Origin of the sequence: Pseudoalteromonas sp. GABNS16E, assembly GCF_028598715.1 — a bacterium.
GTDB lineage: Bacteria > Pseudomonadota > Gammaproteobacteria > Enterobacterales > Alteromonadaceae > Pseudoalteromonas > Pseudoalteromonas atlantica.
Map to the genome: position 1 here is coordinate 1 of NZ_JAQREZ010000064.1, position 20,709 is coordinate 20,709.

16 protein-coding genes are annotated in these 20,709 nt (G+C 41.2%); 4 read left to right on the top strand and 12 right to left on the bottom strand.

Annotated elements, in window-relative coordinates:
- Positions 1-204 precede the first annotated feature (204 nt).
- The 6 genes from tyrA to ffh form a co-directional block, all read right to left on the bottom strand.
- Complete coding sequence (gene tyrA / locus PSI06_RS18410; protein ID WP_029773468.1) at positions 205-1,338, bottom strand: bifunctional chorismate mutase/prephenate dehydrogenase; 1,134 nt, start codon at positions 1,336-1,338, stop codon at positions 205-207.
- Positions 1,339-1,590: 252 nt separating this feature from the next.
- Positions 1,591-1,950 (bottom strand): 50S ribosomal protein L19, encoded by a 360-nt coding sequence (gene rplS, locus PSI06_RS18415; protein ID WP_004587324.1) that lies wholly within the window; start codon positions 1,948-1,950, stop codon positions 1,591-1,593.
- A 33-nt stretch (positions 1,951-1,983) separates the two neighbouring features.
- The gene (trmD, locus tag PSI06_RS18420) at positions 1,984-2,751 is read right to left on the bottom strand and encodes a tRNA (guanosine(37)-N1)-methyltransferase TrmD (protein ID WP_054982178.1); all 768 of its coding nucleotides are present in this window, start codon (positions 2,749-2,751) and stop codon (positions 1,984-1,986) included.
- Positions 2,751-3,287, bottom strand: a complete 537-nt coding sequence (gene rimM / locus PSI06_RS18425) for a ribosome maturation factor RimM (protein ID WP_004587326.1) — start codon at positions 3,285-3,287, stop codon at positions 2,751-2,753. The genes trmD and rimM overlap by 1 nt, the downstream gene beginning before the upstream one ends.
- Positions 3,288-3,304: 17 nt before the next feature.
- Positions 3,305-3,553 carry a 30S ribosomal protein S16 gene (gene rpsP, locus PSI06_RS18430; RefSeq protein ID WP_004587327.1) on the bottom strand — a complete coding sequence of 83 codons (249 nt, stop codon included), beginning with the start codon at positions 3,551-3,553 and terminating at the stop codon, positions 3,305-3,307.
- A 250-nt stretch (positions 3,554-3,803) separates the two neighbouring features.
- Positions 3,804-5,183, bottom strand: coding sequence for a signal recognition particle protein (ffh, locus tag PSI06_RS18435; RefSeq protein WP_024031859.1), 1,380 nt, complete (start codon positions 5,181-5,183; stop codon positions 3,804-3,806).
- Between the two features lie 253 nt (positions 5,184-5,436).
- Here ffh and PSI06_RS18440 point away from each other — a divergent pair, with 253 nt between their 5' ends.
- Both PSI06_RS18440 and PSI06_RS18445 read left to right on the top strand, forming a co-directional pair.
- Positions 5,437-6,243 carry a cytochrome C assembly family protein gene (locus PSI06_RS18440; protein WP_024031858.1) on the top strand — a complete coding sequence of 269 codons (807 nt, stop codon included), beginning with the start codon at positions 5,437-5,439 and terminating at the stop codon, positions 6,241-6,243.
- A 61-nt stretch (positions 6,244-6,304) separates the two neighbouring features.
- Positions 6,305-7,573 carry an HlyC/CorC family transporter gene (locus PSI06_RS18445; protein WP_273604587.1) on the top strand — a complete coding sequence of 423 codons (1,269 nt, stop codon included), beginning with the start codon at positions 6,305-6,307 and terminating at the stop codon, positions 7,571-7,573.
- 61 nt (positions 7,574-7,634) lie between these two features.
- Here the strand turns inward: PSI06_RS18445 and PSI06_RS18450 are convergent, their stop codons facing one another.
- Positions 7,635-8,246: a transglycosylase SLT domain-containing protein gene (locus PSI06_RS18450; protein ID WP_024031857.1), complete on the bottom strand. Its 612-nt coding sequence runs from the start codon at positions 8,244-8,246 to the stop codon at positions 7,635-7,637.
- A 133-nt stretch (positions 8,247-8,379) separates the two neighbouring features.
- Positions 8,380-9,966 carry a glutamate--cysteine ligase gene (gene gshA, locus PSI06_RS18455; protein ID WP_064386807.1) on the bottom strand — a complete coding sequence of 529 codons (1,587 nt, stop codon included), beginning with the start codon at positions 9,964-9,966 and terminating at the stop codon, positions 8,380-8,382.
- 616 nt (positions 9,967-10,582) lie between these two features.
- Between gshA and PSI06_RS18460 the strand changes: the two genes are divergently transcribed.
- On the top strand, positions 10,583-12,130 hold the full coding sequence (locus PSI06_RS18460) for a methyl-accepting chemotaxis protein (RefSeq protein WP_273604586.1): 1,548 nt from the start codon (positions 10,583-10,585) through the stop codon (positions 12,128-12,130).
- Between the two features lie 46 nt (positions 12,131-12,176).
- On the opposite strand, the gene clpB is transcribed toward PSI06_RS18460, so the two are convergent.
- From clpB to rluD, 3 genes are all read right to left on the bottom strand, one after another.
- On the bottom strand, positions 12,177-14,753 hold the full coding sequence (gene clpB / locus PSI06_RS18465) for an ATP-dependent chaperone ClpB (RefSeq protein ID WP_273604585.1): 2,577 nt from the start codon (positions 14,751-14,753) through the stop codon (positions 12,177-12,179).
- A 97-nt stretch (positions 14,754-14,850) separates the two neighbouring features.
- Positions 14,851-15,582, bottom strand: a complete 732-nt coding sequence (pgeF, locus tag PSI06_RS18470; protein ID WP_273604584.1) for a peptidoglycan editing factor PgeF — start codon at positions 15,580-15,582, stop codon at positions 14,851-14,853.
- Positions 15,582-16,559 (bottom strand): 23S rRNA pseudouridine(1911/1915/1917) synthase RluD, encoded by a 978-nt coding sequence (gene rluD / locus PSI06_RS18475; protein WP_004587336.1) that lies wholly within the window; start codon positions 16,557-16,559, stop codon positions 15,582-15,584. The genes pgeF and rluD overlap by 1 nt, the downstream gene beginning before the upstream one ends.
- Before the next feature lie 141 nt (positions 16,560-16,700).
- Here rluD and PSI06_RS18480 point away from each other — a divergent pair, with 141 nt between their 5' ends.
- The gene (locus PSI06_RS18480; protein ID WP_024031852.1) at positions 16,701-17,465 is read left to right on the top strand and encodes an outer membrane protein assembly factor BamD; all 765 of its coding nucleotides are present in this window, start codon (positions 16,701-16,703) and stop codon (positions 17,463-17,465) included.
- Between the two features lie 276 nt (positions 17,466-17,741).
- On the opposite strand, the gene PSI06_RS18485 is transcribed toward PSI06_RS18480, so the two are convergent.
- Positions 17,742-19,964: a TonB-dependent receptor gene (locus PSI06_RS18485; RefSeq protein ID WP_273604583.1), complete on the bottom strand. Its 2,223-nt coding sequence runs from the start codon at positions 19,962-19,964 to the stop codon at positions 17,742-17,744.
- Positions 19,965-20,709 lie beyond the last annotated feature (745 nt).

A 20,709-nucleotide genomic window follows, 5' to 3' on the forward strand; every position in this document is an offset into this window, starting at 1 on the left:
ATGCGGTGTCTAAAGCTGTTTTAATATTCATAAAAAAATCCGATGGCAAATGCTCATCGGATTCTTACATCTATAGAAGATCGGTCAACTGATCATTAAAATATTTCTTAACTGATCGGCATTAGCCTAAGTAGGCCCTTTTTTAATCGCTGATTTAAAATGCTTTCAACGTATAGCTTAAGTAACCACACATTTTTAACCCTTTTAATCTAATACCTTGGCGTCATTTGCTTTATTTAGCAGGCTACGGCTTTGCGTTAAAAAGTGCGCTGTCGAGTCTGAAAAATACGCTTTAGCATCAGCAAATGCATCGATGAGTGCGCCTTTATCTCCCGCTTTTAGCTTTTCAAGAGTTTGTGCAAAGGTCTCTTGGTATTGCGCTAATAAACTCTCAACATTATCAAACTGGGCCAACATTATATCTGAGTATAGCTCAGGAGATTGTGCAAATAAGCGCCCTACCATCATCAACTCTAACTGATAAATAGGAGACGAGCAGCTTCTTAGTTCCTCAAGCGTATGGCTTTGCTTTGCTAAAAACTGCCCATAAACAAAGGTCGTTAAGTGGCGCATTACTTGTATTATTTGCATAGCTTCATCATGCTTTTTAGCATCTAGCTCAACAAGTTGGCAACCCCATACTTGCAACTGCTGTAGTAAGCCTTTTGCAGCATCATGCGCTCGGCCTTCACACACAACAACTGTTTGTTTAACCCAGTGAGAAATATCAGGGCCAAACATAGGGTGTAAACCAACAACGGGCCCAGAGTGCGCCGCCTTTAATGCCTTAATGGGTGATTGCTTAACTGAGGTAATATCAACAAGCAAACAGTCATCATCAAGTTTAGGTAGCTTAGCAACAACGGCCTCAAGTGCATTGATAGGCACGCTGATCATCACTAATTTTGCGCCAGCTAAAATGGCTTTAGCATCGTTTTGCTGATCTTTATCTAAAATCTTAACTTCATAACCTGAACGAATAAACTGCTGAGCAAATAACTGGCCCATTGCCCCTTGCCCACCTACAATTACAATAGGTGATAAATCAGGAGCTGCACAGGCAAGTTTAGCTTGTTGGTTTTGATAGGCTTCGCGCATCATGCGCCTTAATATGTCTTCAACAAGTTCAGGGCTGACTCCTTGTTTAATCGCTTCATCACGACGAGCAGCGAGCAAAGCAGCTTCTCTTTCAGGGGCATGCAGGGGGGCGCCATTTTGCTGTTTAATAGCACCAATTTTTTGGGTTATTGCATTTCGCTTTGCAAGTAAAGCAACTAATTGCGCATCGCACTCATCTATGCCATCTCGTAATTGTGATAAATCACTTAATTCAGCCACGTTTCTCATTCCACCTATAAACAACTCATTTCGTAAATATATATTTACATTTAAGTAAACTAATCAATACGTTAAATACTAACAGGATCAAGTATGGGTTAAAAGGCTAATGTAACAACGCGAGTGAAGATTACTTAATACAGAGGAATGCTTTTGTGAAGAGGTAGTATGTTATTTAATGCTTTAAAAACCAAAACGGGTTGCAACCGTGAGGCTGCAACCCGTTTTCTTTGCGTTGATAAACAGCGCGTATTAGTTAAGTTTTTCTCTAATACGTGCAGATTTACCAGAACGCTCACGTAGGTAGTAAAGCTTAGCACGACGAACCGCACCGCGACGCTTAACTGTTACGCTATCAATAAGAGGGCTGTGCGTTTGGAATACACGCTCAACACCTTCACCGCTCGAAATTTTACGAACTGTGAATGCTGAGTGAAGACCACGATTACGCTTAGCGATTACAACACCTTCAAAGGCCTGTAGACGCTCTTTGTTACCTTCTTTTACACGTACCTGTACAACTACTGTATCACCAGCGCCGAATGCTGGTACGTCTGTTTTAAGCTGCTCTTCTTCAAGCGCTTTAATAATATTTTGGTTTACTTTTGCCATTATGTTTCTCACTTTCCTAGGTGTAACTGTCTTCTAGCCACAAGCTTTTTGGTACTCTTGCTGAAATTGTGCGAGTAATACCGCTTGCTCCTCAGTCAGAGCTAGGTTATGCAACAAGTCAGGACGTCGTAGCCAAGTTCTGCCTAATGACTGCTTAAGCCGCCATTTTGCTATCTCTTGGTGGTTTCCACTGAGTAGTACAGCAGGCACCTGTTTGTCGTCCAATGTTTCTGGCCGTGTATAGTGAGGACAATCTAGCAAGCCATCCGAAAATGAGTCTTGCTCTGCTGACTGGTTATGACCTAACACGCCTGGCACTAATCGCGCTACTGCATCAATTAATGTCATGGCAGGTAATTCACCACCACTCAAAATAAAATCACCAATTGACCATTCTTCGTCAACGTATGACTCTATTATTCTCTCGTCTATACCTTCATAGCGACCGGCAATCAAAATCAGCTTTTTAGAGTTTGCGAGTTCGCTAGCCCCTTGCTGATCTAATTTGCGCCCTTGCGGGGACATATAAATTACTTTTGCGCCATCACCTGCCGCTTTTTTAGCGTCAAGAATAGCTTGTTTTAATGGTTCAACCATCATTAACATACCTGGGCCGCCCCCGTAAGGACGGTCATCTACGGTTCTGTGCTTATCTAAAGCATAGTCACGTGGATTCCAGCAGTTAAAGTCAATTAAGCCATTTTTCACTGCGCGACCAGTGACACCTTGGTGTGTAATAGCATCAAACATGTCTGGGAAAAGGCTTATCACCCCTACCCATAATGAACTAGTTTGAGTCATTAAAACCCAGGATCCCAGTCTACGGTAATTTCTCTCGCTTCGTATTTAACTTCTTTAATTACTGAATCAGTTAAAAAAGGAATCAAACGCTCAGCTTGACCAAATGCATCTTTACTGTTTGCCTTAACAACCAGTACGTCATTCGATCCTGTCTCCATCAGGTCATCAACAGTGCCTAAATTGTAACCTTTATCAGTTACAACCGACATGCCAATGAGATCTCGCCAATAAAACTCGCCTTGCGGGAGTTCTGGTAATTGCGCTGAATCAACAGATATTTCTGCATGGGTATAAGCCATTGCTTCGTCTCTGTCGTTTACTTGTGCAATTTTAGCGATAAAGCCTTTGTTGTGGCGACGCCAGTCGACCACTTCTAAGGTCTGCCATTTACCTTGTTGCCCTATCAACCACGGGCTGAAATCGAAGATCCCTTGGGGATCATCAGTAAATGAATGTACCTTAAGCCAGCCCTTTATACCATATGGGGCACCGAGCTTTCCTACGACAATAATTGATGAGGTGTTCTCTTGACTCATGGTTACACTTACGCCTATTAAGCCGCTTTACGAGCGTCTTTAACTAACTTAGCTACACGATCAGAAAGACCTGCGCCCTGACCTACCCAGTGATCAACACGAGGTAAATCTAAACGAAGTTTTTCTTCTTGACCTGAAGCAATTGGGTTAAAGAAACCAATTTTCTCGATGAAGCGACCGTCACGCGAGAAACGGCTATCCGCAACCACAATTTGATAGAAAGGGCGTTTTTTAGCGCCACCACGTTGCAAACGAATAGTTACCATACCGTCCTCTAAATAGATTGACTGTTTTCATTAATAAGATTTACTCCCCAGTATGGGGAGCTGGGGAATTGTACGAGTTTTTAGCAACAATGCAAGTAAGAAGTGAAGCAAAAAGCCACTTTAGTAGGTTAAACTGTGATCTGAGCCACAATTAATACATTATCATGCACCACGCGCATAATTTATTCAACAAAAAAGGGCCAATTAGCCCTTTTGTTATATATTAGATAGCGGCTATTTAAGCGCTACATTAAAATTTAGGGCCACCGCCACCCATCATTCCAGGTGGTAACATGCCTTTCATGCCGCGCATCATTTTTTGCATGCCGCCTTTACCTTTCATTTTTTTCATCATTTTTTGCATTTGCGTAAACTGTTTTAGCAGTTTATTTATCTCTTGTACCTGTGTACCAGAGCCTGCGGCTATACGTTTTTTACGAGAGCCTTTAATAATCTCAGGACGCGCACGCTCTTGTTTGGTCATAGAGCTGATGATTGCTTCCATTTGAATGAAGGTTTTGTCACCCATTTGGCCTTTTACAGCATCGGGTAAGTTTTGCATACCAGGCAGCTTATCTAGCATCGACATCATGCCACCCATATTTTTCATTTGCTTTAATTGCTCTGCAAAATCATCAAGGGTAAAGCCGTTGCCTTTAAATACTTTTTCAGCGACTTTAGCTGCTTTTTCCTTATCGACTTTCATTTCGACTTCTTCGATTAATGAAAGTACATCCCCCATGCCTAAAATACGCGATGCGATGCGATCGGGATGGAAAGGCTCTAGTGCATCTGTACGCTCACCCACACCCATAAATTTAATTGGCTTGCCGGTAATATGACGAATAGATAAAGCAGCACCACCGCGTGCATCACCATCTGTTTTAGTTAAAATAACACCGGTTAAAGGTAGCGCTTCATCAAATGCTTTAGCGGTATTCGCCGCATCTTGACCCGTCATTGCATCAACCACAAATAATGTTTCGATTGGGTTAATTGCTTTATGAAGGTCTTTTATTTCGCCCATCATTTCGTTATCTACGTGCAAACGGCCGGCGGTATCGACTAAAACAACGTCTATAAATTTCTTTTTAGCATGAGAAATAGCAGCGGTGGCGATATCTACTGGCTTTTGCGAAATATCACTTGGGAAAAAATCCACGTCAACTTCGCTGGCAAGTGTTTCAAGCTGTTTAATGGCCGCCGGACGGTATACATCGGCACTAACAACTAGCACTGACTTTTTCTTACGCTCTTTTAAAAACTTTGCAAGCTTACCAACACTGGTTGTTTTACCCGCACCTTGTAAACCAGCCATCATAACAACGGCTGGCGGCTGTGCATTTAGGCTAAGCTCTTCGTTGGCTTCACCCATCGCTTTTTCAAGCTCTTCGCGCACTATTTTTATAAATACTTGGCCAGGGCTTAAGCTTTTAGTTACTTCAACACCTACGGCACGTTCTTTAACTTGCTTTACAAACTCGCGAACAACAGGCAACGCAACGTCAGCTTCTAAAAACGCCATACGTACTTCACGTAACGTATCTTTAATGTTGTCTTCTGTTAAACGGCCGCGGCCACTAATATTTTTTAAGGTTTTACCTAATCGTTCTTGGAGGTTCTCAAACATGTAACGGTTCCGATAAGACGTTTATATTGACCCAATAAGCTCACGCTTATTTGCATTTTACTTATTAGATGGGAGCAATAGTATTAAATTTCAATTAAAAACAGTATACCGTAAATGATGGCGCACAATACAGTATTGAAGCACAGCTTATTGAGTTTCTTTTTTTAGGTCTATGCAATTGCTTTGCTATAAAATACAATGTGCTTATAACAACAAGAATTATTTGACTCTAATTATAAGTGGCCCAAGCACAATGCTGATTATTAGTTTAACTATTATTGCCAGTTTATTTTATGTGTTAGCAACGTCTCACGTGTTAACACGCCTGTTTCATCAACAAGGTCCTAGCCAAAAGGTAACGGTTATTTTAAGTACCGTGGCTATACTAGCGCACATGCTGCTGTTGGTTAATTCGGTGTTTCGCTCCGACGGGCAAGATTTAAGTATTGTTAATGTTGCACTGCTGACCTGCTGGGTTATTGTGGTGTCGGTGACTGCGGTGTCGTTAAAGTTCCCTGCTACATTGCTATTACCGGTCGTCTATGGCTTTGCAGCCCTACTCACCATTGCGAGTTTGTTTATACCGCACCATATTTTATTACAAAGCTTTAATATTGAAATAGGCCTTATCACACATATATCGCTATCACTGTTAGCATATTGCGTGTTAATTATTGCCACTTTATACGGCGTGCAGTTTTACTTTATTGATAAACGCTTAAAACGTAAAGATTTAGCAATTGTGCATAGCCATTTGCCACCATTAATGGTGGTAGAACGTCAGCTCTATCAACTATTAAACTTAGGTACGGTGTTACTTACCTTTGCCCTATTAACAGGGTTTGTGTTTTTAGATGGGATGTTTGCAAAAGAATTTATCCATAAAACCATTTTATCGCTTGTCGCATGGGTTATTTTTGTCACTGTGGCGCTTGGGCATATGAAAAAAGGCTGGCGTGGTAAACCTGTGGTTATTACCATCATGGTCGCTGCATTTATCCTCACACTTGCTTATTTTGGCAGCCGTTTTATACAAGAAGTGGTGTTAAATAAGTTTTAACTTGACTCTGTCAGCTCACTCTAGCTTAATACGCATTGGTTTATAAAAAAAGGATCCATCGTTGGACGACATATCGACAAGTACCTTGTTTATCATTTTAGGTTTATTGGTGCTTTTTTCTGCTTATTTCTCGGGTTCAGAAACCGGGATCATGTCAATTAATCGTATACGCTTGCGCCACCTTGCAAAAGAGGAACATCGCGCAGCTAAACGAGTCAGTAAATTACTTAGCCGTCCTGATAGACTCATTGGCCTAATATTAATTGGTAACAACCTTGTAAATATCGCTGCCGCCCAGGTAGCCACTATCATTGGTATTCGTTTATACGGTGATTTAGGTATTGGTATTGCAACCGGTGTGTTAACGCTAGTGGTACTAATATTTGCAGAAGTAACCCCAAAAACGCTTGCTGCGTTGTACCCTGAAAAAGTAGCCTTTCCAAGCTCTATTATTCTCAAAGGGTTACTCAAAATACTATTCCCATTCGTGGTTGTTGTTAACTGGATGACCAACGGTATTTTACGTCTATTTGGTATCAGCTCAGCACAAATAGATGAGCACAGCATGAGTAAAGAAGAGCTTAAAACAGTGGTGAATGAGTCAGGCGCATTACTGCCAGCTCGTCACCAAAGCATGCTGACCTCTATTTTAGACTTAGAGCAAGTGACCGTTGAAGATATTATGATCCCTCGTAACGAAATAGTGGCGATTGATATTAACGACGATTGGAAGCTCATTAGCCGCCAATTAACTCATGCTCAGCACACCCGTGTATTACTTTATCGCGACAATATTGATGACGCGGTAGGTTTTATCCATTCGCGTGACGCTCTTCGTCTTTTAACCAAAGAGCAATTTGATAAACCGTCATTATTGCGTGCTGTACGTGAGATTTACTTTATTCCTGAGGGGACATCCCTAAATACCCAGCTATTAAAGTTCCAACAATCAAAAGAACGTATTGGTATAGTGGTTGATGAATATGGCGACATACAAGGTCTCGTAACCCTTGAGGATATTCTTGAAGAAGTGGTTGGCGATTTTACTACCACGCAAACACGTACGCCAAGTGAAGAAGTGACCACACAAAGCGATGGCTCTTACCTTGTTGATGGTGGCGCTAACGTGCGCGATTTAAACAAAGAGATGGGCTGGGAGTTTCCTCTTGATGGCCCTAAAACACTCAGCGGTTTAATTGTAGAATACCTAGAAGATATTCCAGATGCTAATTTAAGCCTTAAAATAGCCGGCTACCCTGTTGAGGTGTTAAAGGTAAAAGAGAATATGATCAAACAGGTAAAAATTAAGCCAAATCAACGTAAGTTGTAAGTGTAAATAATGCATTAAAAAAAGGAGCCTTGGCTCCTTTTTTTGCTTTTAAGATATGTAGTTAGCCAAAAAGCAGTCGCTCAAACCAGCCTTTATCAAGCTCCTCTTCACAACGTTTAAGCTGCGCACCATAACGGCTTGCGCGGTGTTTTACTTTATTAGCCACACTCATTAGCCACTTTTTCTTTTTATAGGTACCGCGTTTATAACCGCCCCACCCTTCGTGATAATTTAAGTATTGGGCGTAAGCATCCCACTTAGAGATACCATTTACTTTATGTGTTTTATAAACAAACCATGCCATAAAGTCGATTGCATCGTCAAAATCATCTCTATCAGCCCCACTGTTACCCGTTTCACGAATATAGTCAGACCAAGTTGGAGTTTTTGCTTGTGAGTACCCGTAAGCATCACTGGCACGCCCAGTTGGAATTATCCATAAAAAATACTCCATGGGTGGTGCGGCATCATGACGAAACGAACTTTCTTGGTACATCATGCTCATAAGAACATGTTTAGGTGAGCCCCATTTTTCTTGTGCATCTTTTGCATCAAAGTACCAGTCTGACTTTTCTTCAAAAATTTTACAAAGATCATTAGGTTGCTTTGGCGGCGCAGTGGCACACCCAGCTAAAGAGAGGGCAAAAGATAAAATAATTGCATTTTTTTTCATTTTTATAAGATCTCACTGAACTTTTTAAAAAAGCGTGGGTCTGAGTATATGAATGCAGCAGTATAGCATTGTTTCATCCCTGAAGAATATTTACGCAGCCACCTTGGGCTGCGTTTTTTTTGCTTAAAAAAACTTAAGCGGGTGCTTTGGCATTAAAATATTCATCTAAAAAGTCAGTAAAGCTTAGCGTGTCGGCGCGCTCTATTTCTTCTCGCGCTTTATCCGAGAGAACAACTTGTTGCTCTAGCCATTCTTTAGAAAACACATTGTAGTTGCCTTGCGCATGGCTTTGCTTATATTTATTAGCCAATTGAATAGCAAATAAACCGTTATCTATACCCGCACTTTCTAGCTCGCGCACATAACGCCCTGAAAAAGTCAGCGCTGGGTTATCAACCCAAGTAGCCATTTGTGCGATGGTTTCGCTGTAATAGGTCACCCCATACGCCTTATCCATATGCTCAGCGACTTCACTTAGTTGGTCAAAAATTTCTCTCCCCCAACTTTGTAACGTACGCTGTTGGTTGTTGTCATTAAGCATAACACCTAACTGACGCCCCTGATTAACCACTGTGTCTAAATTCTCTGTGCTGCGGGCTTGCTCTTTCCACTGCATTTCTGGAGAGTCTTTTAACAAACAATACGTTAAAAACACATCTAAAAAATGGATTTGCTCTATATCAATGCCCGTTTCACTAAACGGGTTTACATCCAGCGCTCTAATTTCAACATACTCAATGCCTGCTCTTAATAATGCATCCGTTGGTTTTTCACCACTTTTAGCATTACGTTTAGGACGGATCGGCGAATAAAATTCGTTTTCGATTTGCAGAATATTTTTATTAAGCTGCTTAGGTGTTGCTGTGGTGTAGTCATCAATATCGCCATATAAGTCAGAAGGCGTGTTGATTGCTTTTTTAAGCCCAGCAACGTACTCATCAAGCGAGTTATACATTACGCGTAATGAAGATTGCGCACTGTTGGTGTAACCTAAATCACCCAAGCGTAGCGCGGTTCCTACTTCTAAATAAAGTGTGCCTTTACCTAGCTTTTTAAACGGAAGGTCAGTTTTGCGCCCTTGTAAAAAAGAATTACATAATGCAGGTGAGGCACCAAACAAGTAACTAATTAACCAAAGCTCGCGTTTAAAATTACGAATAAGCGCTAAATAACCATCCGAAATAAATGCTTCTAGGCTTTGCTCACTTTGCTTTAAGGTGTGTAAAGATTGCCAAAGTGTTTCTGGAAAAGAAATATTAAAATGAACACCCGCAATCGCTTGCATCATACTACCGTAACGGTTTTTTAATCCTTCACGGTATAGGGTTTTCATACGCGCAGTATTTGAGTTACCAAATTGAGCCAGTACGATGTCATCTTGATCTTCAATAAAGCATGGCATACTGATGGGCCATAAAAGCTCATCACCCATGTGCTCAAGTGTAAACTTTTGTAGGTCTTTTAATTGCGCTAAGGTTTCTGTCGCTGATTCACTAACAGGGGTAATAAATTCAAGTAATGACTCTGAAAAGTCGGTAGTAATATGTCCGTTTGTTAATGCACTACCTACGCCTTTAGGATGTCCTAAAGTGGAAATGGCGCCATTACCTTTAATACGCAACGACTCTCGCTCAATACCACGTTTGATCCCTTTAATTGCGTGCTGATGCGGTGTTGCTGATAACGCGTTTAGCGCGCTAGATAAATCATGTATAGTCAAAAAATGCTTCCTCGGCCACGTGGCTTAATCTTAGGGTTATGGGGGCTAATTGCCCATACTCAAGATTAAATTGTTAAGAACAATATAATTTTTCAAAATTTTTAGCTATTTACCCTGTTGAGCATGCGCTTGATACAATAAGCATCAACCAGCAAGCTAATCTTGCCACTGCTCACGCTAATATACAATCGCTTTGCTAGGGCGTGTTGGCCTTTGTGAATTGAAATTTGTCCAAACTAAGGGCGATTCAATCACGGCACGATATTTGTAACCGAATGGGCTCGATAACTGCCATGCGTTATTCTTATGACTTACATCCATGTAAGAATAAGTAAAAACCGAACAAAGCTTTCGCGTCCTGCTCTTACCCCTTGCCTAAAAACCAAACATACTGCTGTAAATTCAGCCACCAAAAACCCTCACGCCCCAAACATAAAGACCCTGAATTAATAGATTACACTTCATAAGCTTTAACATTTTAAACGCAGTATTTGATATAGATCATAAAAAGTGGCAATTTTAATGACAATTTTATTTTGCGCAGCGCCTTTACTTCACCTCCTTTTGTTTACCCAATACAATGACAAGTTAATTAAAAAGAATGGTTAAAACTAACATGCGTCATAATCAAAGCTTAATAAATGAAGAGGTTCACTTTAGTGATACTCAGCAATTGGTATCCACAACCGATTTACGAGGAGTCATTACGTATGCAAATAAGGCATTTTGCGATGTAGCAGGCTTTAGTGCCCAGGAGCTCGTTGGTAAAAATCATAATATTGTGCGCCACCCAGATATGCCCAAAGCAGCATTTGAAGAAATGTGGAGTACGCTAAAAAGCGGCCACTCATGGCGCGCCATAGTAAAAAATAGATGTAAAGATGGCCGCTATTACTGGGTTGATGCATTTGTAACCCCTATCTTTGAAGGTGATCAGTTAGTCGGCTATCAATCTGTACGTACAAAACCTGATAAAAAACATGTTTTAACAGCCCATAAACTATACGAAAAATTAAATAGCGGTAAAGCCGCTTTTAATTTTAAAGAACGCACACACTTGCGCCAAATGCTTACGTTAGCCATTGTATTTAGCTGGCTAATAATGAGTGGGTTTGCCTTTTCAACCATAGCAGCGGTTATCAACGTATTAATTTGCGTGCTTATTTTGGCCTTAAATTATCAAGAGCTTGTGGCAACCCCTGCTAAATTAAACACCTATAAACAGCATTCTGACTCTATCTCGCGCTATGTTTTTTGCGATAACTCACCGCTAAGTGTGAGTGACTATAAAGAGCAAATGTTACTTGCTAAGCTCAGAACTGTATTGGGGCGCGTAAAAGATGCTACCTATGCCTTTAATAACATTGCTGAAAACCTAGATGATAAATCGACGCTCACCGAAAAAGGCATTGAGGCACAAAGCACACAGCTTACACAAATCGCCACTGCTATGGCGCAAATGACCGCCACTATTGGTGAGATTTCGAATAGTACAACAACTACCGCCGACAAAGTTAATTCTACTCAGCACAGCTGCGCGGATATAAAACAACATATTGCTGATAACAAAAAAATGGTATCTGAGCTGGCAACTCACGTAGATCATGCTGCCAATACGGCTAATAACCTCGCGCAGGAAGCAGATAAAATAGGCCAAGTAATGAATGAGATAGAAGGTATTGCTGAGCAAACCAATTTACTAGCGCTTAATGCTGCAATAGAAGCCGCAAGAGCAGCCGAGCATGGCCGTGGTTTTGCCGTAGTTGCTGATGAAGTACGTGCCCTTTCTTCTCGTACGCAAAGTGCTACGGGGCAAATTCACAGCTCGATTAAAGATATACAGGATACATTGGTTAATTGGTCAAAGGTAATGCAAAGTACAAAACTACAAGCTGAGGGCTGCGTACAAACAACCGAGCAAACACACCAAGAGCTCGATAGTATATTCAATCAAATTAGTGAAATAGCTTTGCTAACAAATAGTATATCCACGGCTGCAGAGGAGCAGCAGATGGTGAGCCATGATATTGCTAATAATGTAGATAATATAAAAGAGGTGAGTAACGAAAACTTAGCTTTAAGTTATGACGTTGCTAAAGATGCCGCAGAATTAGTTGCCGGCTCTCAAAAAGTAAACAACCTACTTTATACATTTAAAGTATAAAGCAAGGCAATAAGCCGCCTGCTTAGCGGCTTATTGTGCGTCTATATTAGCGTTTTGAAAAAATCAGGCCCTGCTCGTTTGCATCTATCACGACAATATCGCCAGGGTTATACTCTCCCCCTAATAGCTGCTGAGCCAGTGGGTTTTCAATTGTTTGCTGAATAGCTCGTTTTAATGGCCGAGCACCGTAAACAGGGTCGAACCCGCTAGAGGCTATTTTTTCAAGCGCCGCATCACTGATCTCTAATAAATAGCCCATTTCTGTTAAACGCTCACGCAATTTAACAAGCTGAATATCGGCAATTTCTTTAATATGCTCATTGGCAAGTGGATGAAATACGACAGTTTCATCAATACGGTTTATAAATTCTGGCCTAAATTCGTTAACGAGCACATTCATAACTTTGCTCTTAAGCGTTGCGTAGTCGTTTGTGCCCGCTTGCTCTTGAATAATATCAGAGCCTAAATTTGAGGTCATAATAATAACCGTATTTTTAAAATCAACCGTACGCCCTTGCCCATCAGTAAGGCGGCCATCATCGAGTACCTGCAATAAAATATTAAATACATCGGGATGCGCTTTTTCTATTTCATCAAGCAAAATTACAGAATAAGGCTTACGGCGAACGGCTTCGGTTAAATAGCCGCCTTCTTCGTAACCAACATAACCGGGAGGCGCCCCCACTAAACGTGCTACAGCGTGTTTTTCCATAAACTCTGACATGTCGATACGCACCATGGCATCTTCTGTATCGAACATAAAACCTGCAAGCGCTTTAGTAAGCTCTGTTTTACCCACCCCAGTGGGTCCTAAAAATAAAAATGATCCTATTGGTCGATTAGGATCGGCAAGCCCCGCACGAGAGCGGCGTATCGCATTCGCGACCGCAACAACTGCTTCGTCCTGCCCTATCACTTTACTGTGGAGTTGCTCTTCCATTTTTAACAGTTTTTCTCGCTCACCTTGCAGCATTCGCGATACTGGGATCCCGGTCCAACGAGAAAGTATTTCTGCAATTTCGTCTTCGCCTACTTGGTTTTTTAGTAAGCTCATTTCTTGCATTTCAGCTTGCGAGGCTAAATCAAGTTTTCGCTCAAGCTCTGGAATTCTTCCGTATTGCAGCTCCGACATACGCTGTAAATCGCTCGCTCGGCGGGCAACCTCTAAATCAAGGCGCGCTTGTTCAAGCTCAGCTTTAATTACTTGCGTGCCTTGTAACGAGGCTTTTTCTGCATTCCATACTTCATCAAGCTCTCGGTATTGCGCTTCTAAGTCGGTGATGAGCTGCTGCATTTCGCTGCGCCGCTTTTGGCTTGCATCGTCTTTTTCTTTAGCTAAAGCGTTATCTTCAAGTTTTAATTGAATAATACGGCGCTCAAGCTTATCTAAAGACTCAGGCTTAGAATCTATTTGCAAACGAATTGACGAGCCAGCCTCGTCAATTAAATCAATAGCTTTATCTGGTAATTGTCGGTCACTAATATAACGGTGCGATAAATGCGCAGCGGCGACAATTGCCGGGTCAGTAATATCCACCGAGTGATGTAACTCGTAGCGCTCTTTTAAGCCACGTAAAATGGCAATGGTGTCTTCAACTGAGGGCTCTTCAACCAATACTTTTTGAAAACGACGCTCAAGTGCGGCATCTTTTTCTATGTATTGGCGGTATTCATCAAGCGTAGTGGCGCCCACACAGTGTAGCTCCCCTCTAGCAAGCGCTGGCTTTAACATATTGCCAGCATCCATAGCGCCGTCGGTTTTACCTGCGCCCACCATAGTGTGAATTTCATCAATAAATAAAATCACTTGGCCTTCTTCTTTAGCCAACTCGTTGAGCACCGATTTTAAACGCTCTTCAAATTCACCGCGGTATTTAGCACCCGCCACCAGCGCGCCTAAATCTAGCGATAAAACACGCTTACTTTTTAGGCCCTCTGGCACTTCGCCATTTATAATGCGCTGCGCTAACCCCTCTGCAATGGCCGTTTTACCTACCCCTGGCTCACCAATAAGCACAGGGTTATTTTTAGTACGGCGCTGCAAAACTTGGATCGTGCGACGGATTTCGTCATCTCGCCCAATAACGGGGTCGAGCTTACCTTGCTCTGCGCGCTCGGTTAAATCAATGGTGTATTTTTCAAGTGCTTGTCGGGTTTCTTCGGCGTTAGGGGCATCGACCTTTTGGCCACCGCGAATTGCTTTTATGGCACTTTCTATTTTAGTTGCAGTGATATTAAGCGCTCTAAAAATATCACCTAAAGGGCCTTTGTCGTCACAGGCAGCTAATACAAATAATTCGCTCGAAATATACTTATCTTTACGCTTTTGCGCGTACTTATCACATAAGTTAATAAGCGAAGCCATATTATTAGAAAGCTGTACGTCGCCCCCTACTCCTTCGACTTTAAACAGTTTTTCTATTTCTTGAGAAAGCTTGGTGTTGAGCTCATCCGCACTCACGCCTGCTTGGGCAAGCAAGGCGCGTACGCTAGAGCCATTTTGCTGTAAAAGTGCATACATTAAATGTACGGGTTCAATAAATTGATGATCGCGCCCTAATGCTAGCGACTGAGCATCTGAAAGCGCAGATTGAAATTTACTTGTGAATCTATCTAAACGCATGAGGGTTTACCTATTTAATAAACTAATTGCTTAATAAATGGGTATGTTAATAGAATTGTTCAAGGTGTTAAGAAGAATATTGTGGGGAAATAGTGTTTTATTTGCGCCAGATCAAAGTGGCCATACGTCCTGTTTTACCTTCTCGCCGATAAGAGAAAAACAATGATGGCTGAGAAACAGTACAATAATCGCCTCCGCTAATATTAATAACGCCTAATTGCTCAAGCTCAATGCGAGCGATTAGGTAAATATCGCACAAGTATTTATTATTACTTTGTAATTTAAATGCCTCTTTAAACAAAGGGGATTTTGCGATAAATCGCGTAGCAACCTCAGCACCAACTTCAAATTGCTCAGCACCAATAGCAGGCCCAAGCCACGCATATATTTGATTACTAGGCGCGCAAAAGCAGGCAAGGGTATTTTTTATGATCCCTTTTTCAAGGCCGCGCCAGCCACCATGTACTGCTGCAACTTCATGGCCATCATGACTTGCAAACAGAATAGGTAGGCAATCTGCACTCATAATAGCAAGAGGCTGATTTTTAACTTTGGTATACAACGCATCAGCACTGTGTAATGTTTGAAAATTAAAATCTGCATCAACACAGAGCACATTGGCGCTATGCACTTGATTAAGCCACAGTGGCGGGCTTGGCAGGGATTGCTCAACCAAAGCACGGTTTTTTAGCACGTGCTCTGGATCATCATCAACATGTAGGCCTAAATTTAAGCTATTAAAAGGCGGCTTTGACACGCCGCCTTCTCGGGTGGTACTGAGCGTACCTACCGAGGTTAAATTAGGCCAAGGGGCTGACAAAAAAGCCATTAATACTCTATGTTAGGGTTAGCTTTGGTATCTTCTCTAAGCACCTGAGTCATTGCCACCATGTCATCTGGAATAGGCGCTTGCCAAGTCATCATTTCACCCGTAATAGGGTGCGCAATACTCAATTTTACTGCGTGTAAGGCTTGGCGATTAAATGTACGTAACATTTCAAACAGCTCTGGCGTAGCACCTTTAGGTGGACGAGGACGCCCGCCGTAGGCTCTATCACCAATTAACGGGTGGTTTATATACGCCATATGAACACGAATTTGGTGTGTACGGCCGGTTTCTAGGCGAAGGCGTAAACGTGTATGAGCACGGAATTTCTCAGCAACACGGTAATGTGTAATAGCAGGCTTACCCATTTCGTGAACTGCCATGTGTGTACGCTGCGTTGGGTGACGGCCAATCGGCTTTTCAACCATGCCACCTGCGGTCATAGTACCATTACATAAAGCTTCGTATTCACGCGTAAAGTTTTCGCGTTTTTGCAGTGCTTTAACTAAGTGTGTTTGCGCCTGAATAGTTTTAGCCACCACCATTAAGCCTGTGGTGTCTTTATCTAGACGGTGCACAATACCAGCACGCGGTACGTTAATAATATCCGGAAAATGATGCAGCAATGCATTTAGCACTGTGCCATCTGGGTTACCTGCACCTGGGTGAACGACTAGGCCCATAGGTTTGTTGATAACCAAAATATCATCATCTTCATAAACAATGTTTAATTTGATATCTTGTGCTTCGTATTCGCGTGGTGCTTCAATGCTGGTTTCAACATTTACAACTTCACCACCGAGTAGTTTTTCTCGTGGTGTGTTATAGATTTCACCGTCAACGGTGATTTTATCATCCAATATCCATGTTTTTATACGTGAACGTGAATAATCAGGGAACAATTGCGCTAATACTTGGTCTAGACGTTTACCACCTAACTCGGTAGGAACCTCGGCTTGAAGTGAAATTTGTTCTGACATTAGTAACTTTACCCAATTTACCAGTGCAAGCTGTGCCTGACTGGGTTAGAATCGCTTTTAATAAAAGCATAATATAATACGCATAGTTTACTCGGTTTTACCGCCGTGGCCTAGCCGAAGACATCGAAGGTAACAAATAAAATGATAAATAAAATAGGGAAACGTGCATTCGCCATTGTTTTTTCAGCTTCTGTACTTACTTTAGGGGCCTGTTCTTCTGCGCCTGACCAAGAAGATATCCAACGCGTTCCTAACAAATCTGCACACGCTTTGTATGAAGATGCAAAACAAACGCTCGACTCAGGTTTATACGCCCGTGCAATTGAGCTGTTAACCGCTATTGATTCACGCTACCCATTTGGCCCTTTCTCAAAGCAAGTACAAATGGATTTAGTGTATGCCCATTACCAATCAGGTAATACGGAACAAGCATTAGCGACCATTGACCGCTTTATTCGTTTAAACCCAAACCACAAAGATTTAGATTATATGTACTACATGCGTGGCTTGGTTAACATTAAAGCAGATAAAAATGCCTTCCAAGAGTATTTTGGCATAGACAGAGCTGACCGCGATGCAAACCGTACACGTGTTGCATTTACCGATTTATCAACGCTTGTAAAACGCTTTCCAAAAAGTGATTACGCACCAGAGGCTAAACGTCGCTTAGTGTGGCTTTTAAACCGTATGGCGCGTTACGAGCTAAAAGTGGCTAATTACTACTACGAACGTGAAGCTTACCTGGCGGCCGCTAATCGTGGTAAGTACGTTGTTGAGCATTACTCGCAAAGCAGCTATTTAGAGCCTGCACTTGAGATGATGGAAAAAAGCTACGAAAAGCTTGGCCTGACAGATTTAAGTGAGCACGCAAGACTAACGCGTGAATACAATGAATCTAACAAATAAGAATGGCAGAGGTTTTTATTTAAACCTATGTTGATTGTTGAAAAGCCCTCTCTGAGGGCTTTTTTATTGCCTAAAAATAAGTCTAGTTGATGCCTGTGGCGCTTTTTAATACTTAGCGATTAGCCTTCGCACCACACTAAATATATCAATAGCAATTGCACTACACAATTGTATAGCGCTTGTTCTAAAGAGATTCACTGTTGATCTAAGCTACTCTTTTTACAGGCAAAAAAAGGTAAGCCTAAGCTTACCTTTTAATTAACTCATTGCGGGTTATTAAAGCTCAAAGTCTTTTTTGAATTTTAAACCAAACTCGCTACGGTCATTACTGCGCATTACACCAACAAAACCTGACTGCTGTAAACGACCTACATCGTAAACCTCATTTAATACGTTTTCACCGTATAAGGTTACTTCCATATCGCCATAAGGGTTAGTGTAAGAAATATTAAAACCAACTAATTCACGCGAATCAATAGTCTCGCTTTCATTGTAAACCGACTGGCCTTGCATTTCGCTTCTGAAAGAGTAGTTAGCGTTAAATGCAACAGTTGCACCGCTGTCTAAATCCATAAAGTAAGAAGGGGCAATCATTACAGTCCAACGTGGTGTTAATGCTGGTGAATCACCTTTACCAATACCTTGTACGCCTGCATCTACTTCTGTAATTTCAGAATCTAAGTAACCTACAGAGCTGCGAATTGTGAAATCGTCTGTAATGGCAACGGTAGTTTCAAGCTCAATACCTTGCGCTTTAGATTCACCTGCATTCTCAACAATCGTTACAAAACCACCGCCTGCAGTAGGGTCAGAAAATGGTAAAGCAAGGTCAGTGTAATCTGTTACAAATACAGCTAACATCATAGATACATTTTCATGTACTTGGCCTTTTAAGCCCATTTCGTAGTTAATTGCTTTAGTTTCATCAAACGATACAAACTGATCGGGGCCACCAAATGGACGTGGAGGGAAACCGCCTGTTTGGTAACCTTTTTGAATTTGACCATATACATTCATGTTATTGCTGATTTGATATGATGCGTTTACATCCCATGTTACAGCGTCAAACTCTGCACTTACGTATTTACGTTCAGCAAATGTTGGGAAAATCGCATCGGCATCTTTCTCATCTTTTGAGTATCGAAGGCCACCGCCAATACTTAAATCATCTGTTAAATCGTAACTTGTATTAAAATATACAGCGTATGAGTTTGTTTCTTGGTTAATTTCAAAATCGCCATAGCCACCAAATGAAGGTGTAACACCATCGTTTAATAAAACATTAGGTGTATTGAATGGGCTAAATACAAATGGACCTGAACGTGTAAAGCCATCTTCATTAAAGAAGTAAAGGCCTGATACAAAGTCCATATTGTCGTAAGTCGCATTTAGTTGAATTTCAAACGAGTATTGGTCTGCACCACCCTCTTCTGGGAACTCAGATAAGTTAAGAGGTGACGCATCATCATCAAGTCCACCTTCGTATTCAGAAGTACGGTAACTTGAAATAAATTTAGCCGTGTACGTATCATCAATTGCCCAATCAGCAGTAAATGACGTACCCCACCCTGAGTAAGACGTAGATTCAATACCAGCAACGGTAGTGCCTAAATCATCTGGATCAGATGGGATCATATCCTGTGTTAATAAAGGAAAGTCACCATTAAATACATCATTTGCATCAAGCGGCTCAGTTAGCTCAATAGTGTAAGGCGATTGACCCGACTCGTTATCAACACCGTCAAGTGAAAAAGTAAACGCTAAATCGCTATTGGCTTGCCATTTAAGGGCTACGCGACCGCTAAACTCTTCTTCTTCACCTATTTCTTTTTCTGGGTTAGCTAAATTTACAGCTTCACCCACACCATCGCGCGTTTTGTATGATGCACTTGCAGACATACTTACTTCATCTGTTAGCGAGTTATTAAAGTATACATCGCCAGCAATACGTCCGCGGCTACCAATTTTAGCTGTAGTTGAAACAATCCCTTCATCACCTGGTTGCTTAGTAATTACATTTACTGCGCCACCTAAGGTATTACGACCATATAATGTACCTTGTGGTCCACGTAGAACTTCAACACGCTCTACATTTGGTAACGATAAGTTTGACCCCATTTGACGGCCTAAGTAAACACCATCTAAATAAACACCTACACCCGGATCGGTTGTAATTATGTGATCTTGTAGACCAATACCACGAATAAACACAGAGGCATGCGCCGCATTACCTACACCGTAGCGAGTGATATTTAAGTTTGGAACGTATTTACCAATATCTTCTAGGTTACTCATATTGGCTTTATCAATTAGGTTAGCACCAATTGAAGTGATAGCGGTTGGAGATTCAAACAAGCTCTCTGTACGTTTACGAGCTGTAACTTCGATTTTTTCAAACGCGTCTTGTTTTGCTGTTGTTTTAGCTTCTTCAGCATTTACTGAGGTAGTTAGTGCAGCGACAATTGCGAGGCTTAACTGTGAGAGTTTGCGTAGTTTCAAAATATTCTCCAAAGGATACCGTATAATTTAGTTATGCGAACTTATTGGCTTGGGCAATAAGTTTTGGGCATAAAAAAAGACGCCTAATAGCATCTTTCCTCTGGAGGGATATTATGCTACATATTTGTGAAGAAATGTATAAAAATTTTCATTTAATAAACATACAGGTACAAATCAATTATAATTTTTGATTATTGTTGGATAACCTAAACAAAAAAATGGGCCTTCTACTAAAAAGTAATCACGTTATCCACACTTTAATTTTTTATGTTTACATATAAGGGAAACATTATTCCATAAAGCACATTAATCACAGCTTCGTATCGCTTATCGAACTATGCACTATGATTGATATTAACCAAAAATAGCAATATAGTATTACTATTGCATCTACGGACAGAAATTATGGATATTAAAAATACTCCAATACGCTATGTAAAGTGCTTTAATAGTCCAGACTATACTTCACTTTTCTGTGTGGCAGCTAACTACAACATTTTATTGGTTAATTTCCAAGCACTTAATGTAATCACAACTTATGAGCTTATCAATAAGTTTATGCAAGATAACGGTTATAAAAGCTTAGTTATTTTTGATGTTCCAAAAAATAGTGACGTATGTCCCGTCCTGAAATAGGTTGACGGTTTTAATGAAAGACTTGGTGCGAAAGCGCCAGGTCTTTTTTATGCACTTGATTTGGTGTTTTCATATCCAAACTTAAGTGCGGTCGCATTTCATTGTATAT

Bases quoted from the DNA above. Each gene is read 5' to 3' on its own strand.
- PSI06_RS18460 (WP_273604586.1), top strand. From the start codon at position 10,583: ATGCGTCATAATCAAAGCTTAATAAATGAAGAGGTTCACTTTAGTGAT.
- PSI06_RS18480 (WP_024031852.1), top strand. From the start codon at position 16,701: ATGATAAATAAAATAGGGAAACGTGCATTCGCCATTGTTTTTTCAGCT.
- pgeF (WP_273604584.1), bottom strand. From the start codon at position 15,582: ATGGCTTTTTTGTCAGCCCCTTGGCCTAATTTAACCTCGGTAGGTACG.
- clpB (WP_273604585.1), bottom strand. From the start codon at position 14,753: ATGCGTTTAGATAGATTCACAAGTAAATTTCAATCTGCGCTTTCAGAT.
- rpsP (WP_004587327.1), bottom strand. From the start codon at position 3,553: ATGGTAACTATTCGTTTGCAACGTGGTGGCGCTAAAAAACGCCCTTTC.
- PSI06_RS18440 (WP_024031858.1), top strand. From the start codon at position 5,437: ATGCTGATTATTAGTTTAACTATTATTGCCAGTTTATTTTATGTGTTA.
- PSI06_RS18450 (WP_024031857.1), bottom strand. From the start codon at position 8,246: ATGAAAAAAAATGCAATTATTTTATCTTTTGCCCTCTCTTTAGCTGGG.
- rimM (WP_004587326.1), bottom strand. From the start codon at position 3,287: ATGAGTCAAGAGAACACCTCATCAATTATTGTCGTAGGAAAGCTCGGT.
- ffh (WP_024031859.1), bottom strand. From the start codon at position 5,183: ATGTTTGAGAACCTCCAAGAACGATTAGGTAAAACCTTAAAAAATATT.
- rplS (WP_004587324.1), bottom strand. From the start codon at position 1,950: ATGGCAAAAGTAAACCAAAATATTATTAAAGCGCTTGAAGAAGAGCAG.
- rluD (WP_004587336.1), bottom strand. From the start codon at position 16,559: ATGTCAGAACAAATTTCACTTCAAGCCGAGGTTCCTACCGAGTTAGGT.
- trmD (WP_054982178.1), bottom strand. From the start codon at position 2,751: ATGACTCAAACTAGTTCATTATGGGTAGGGGTGATAAGCCTTTTCCCA.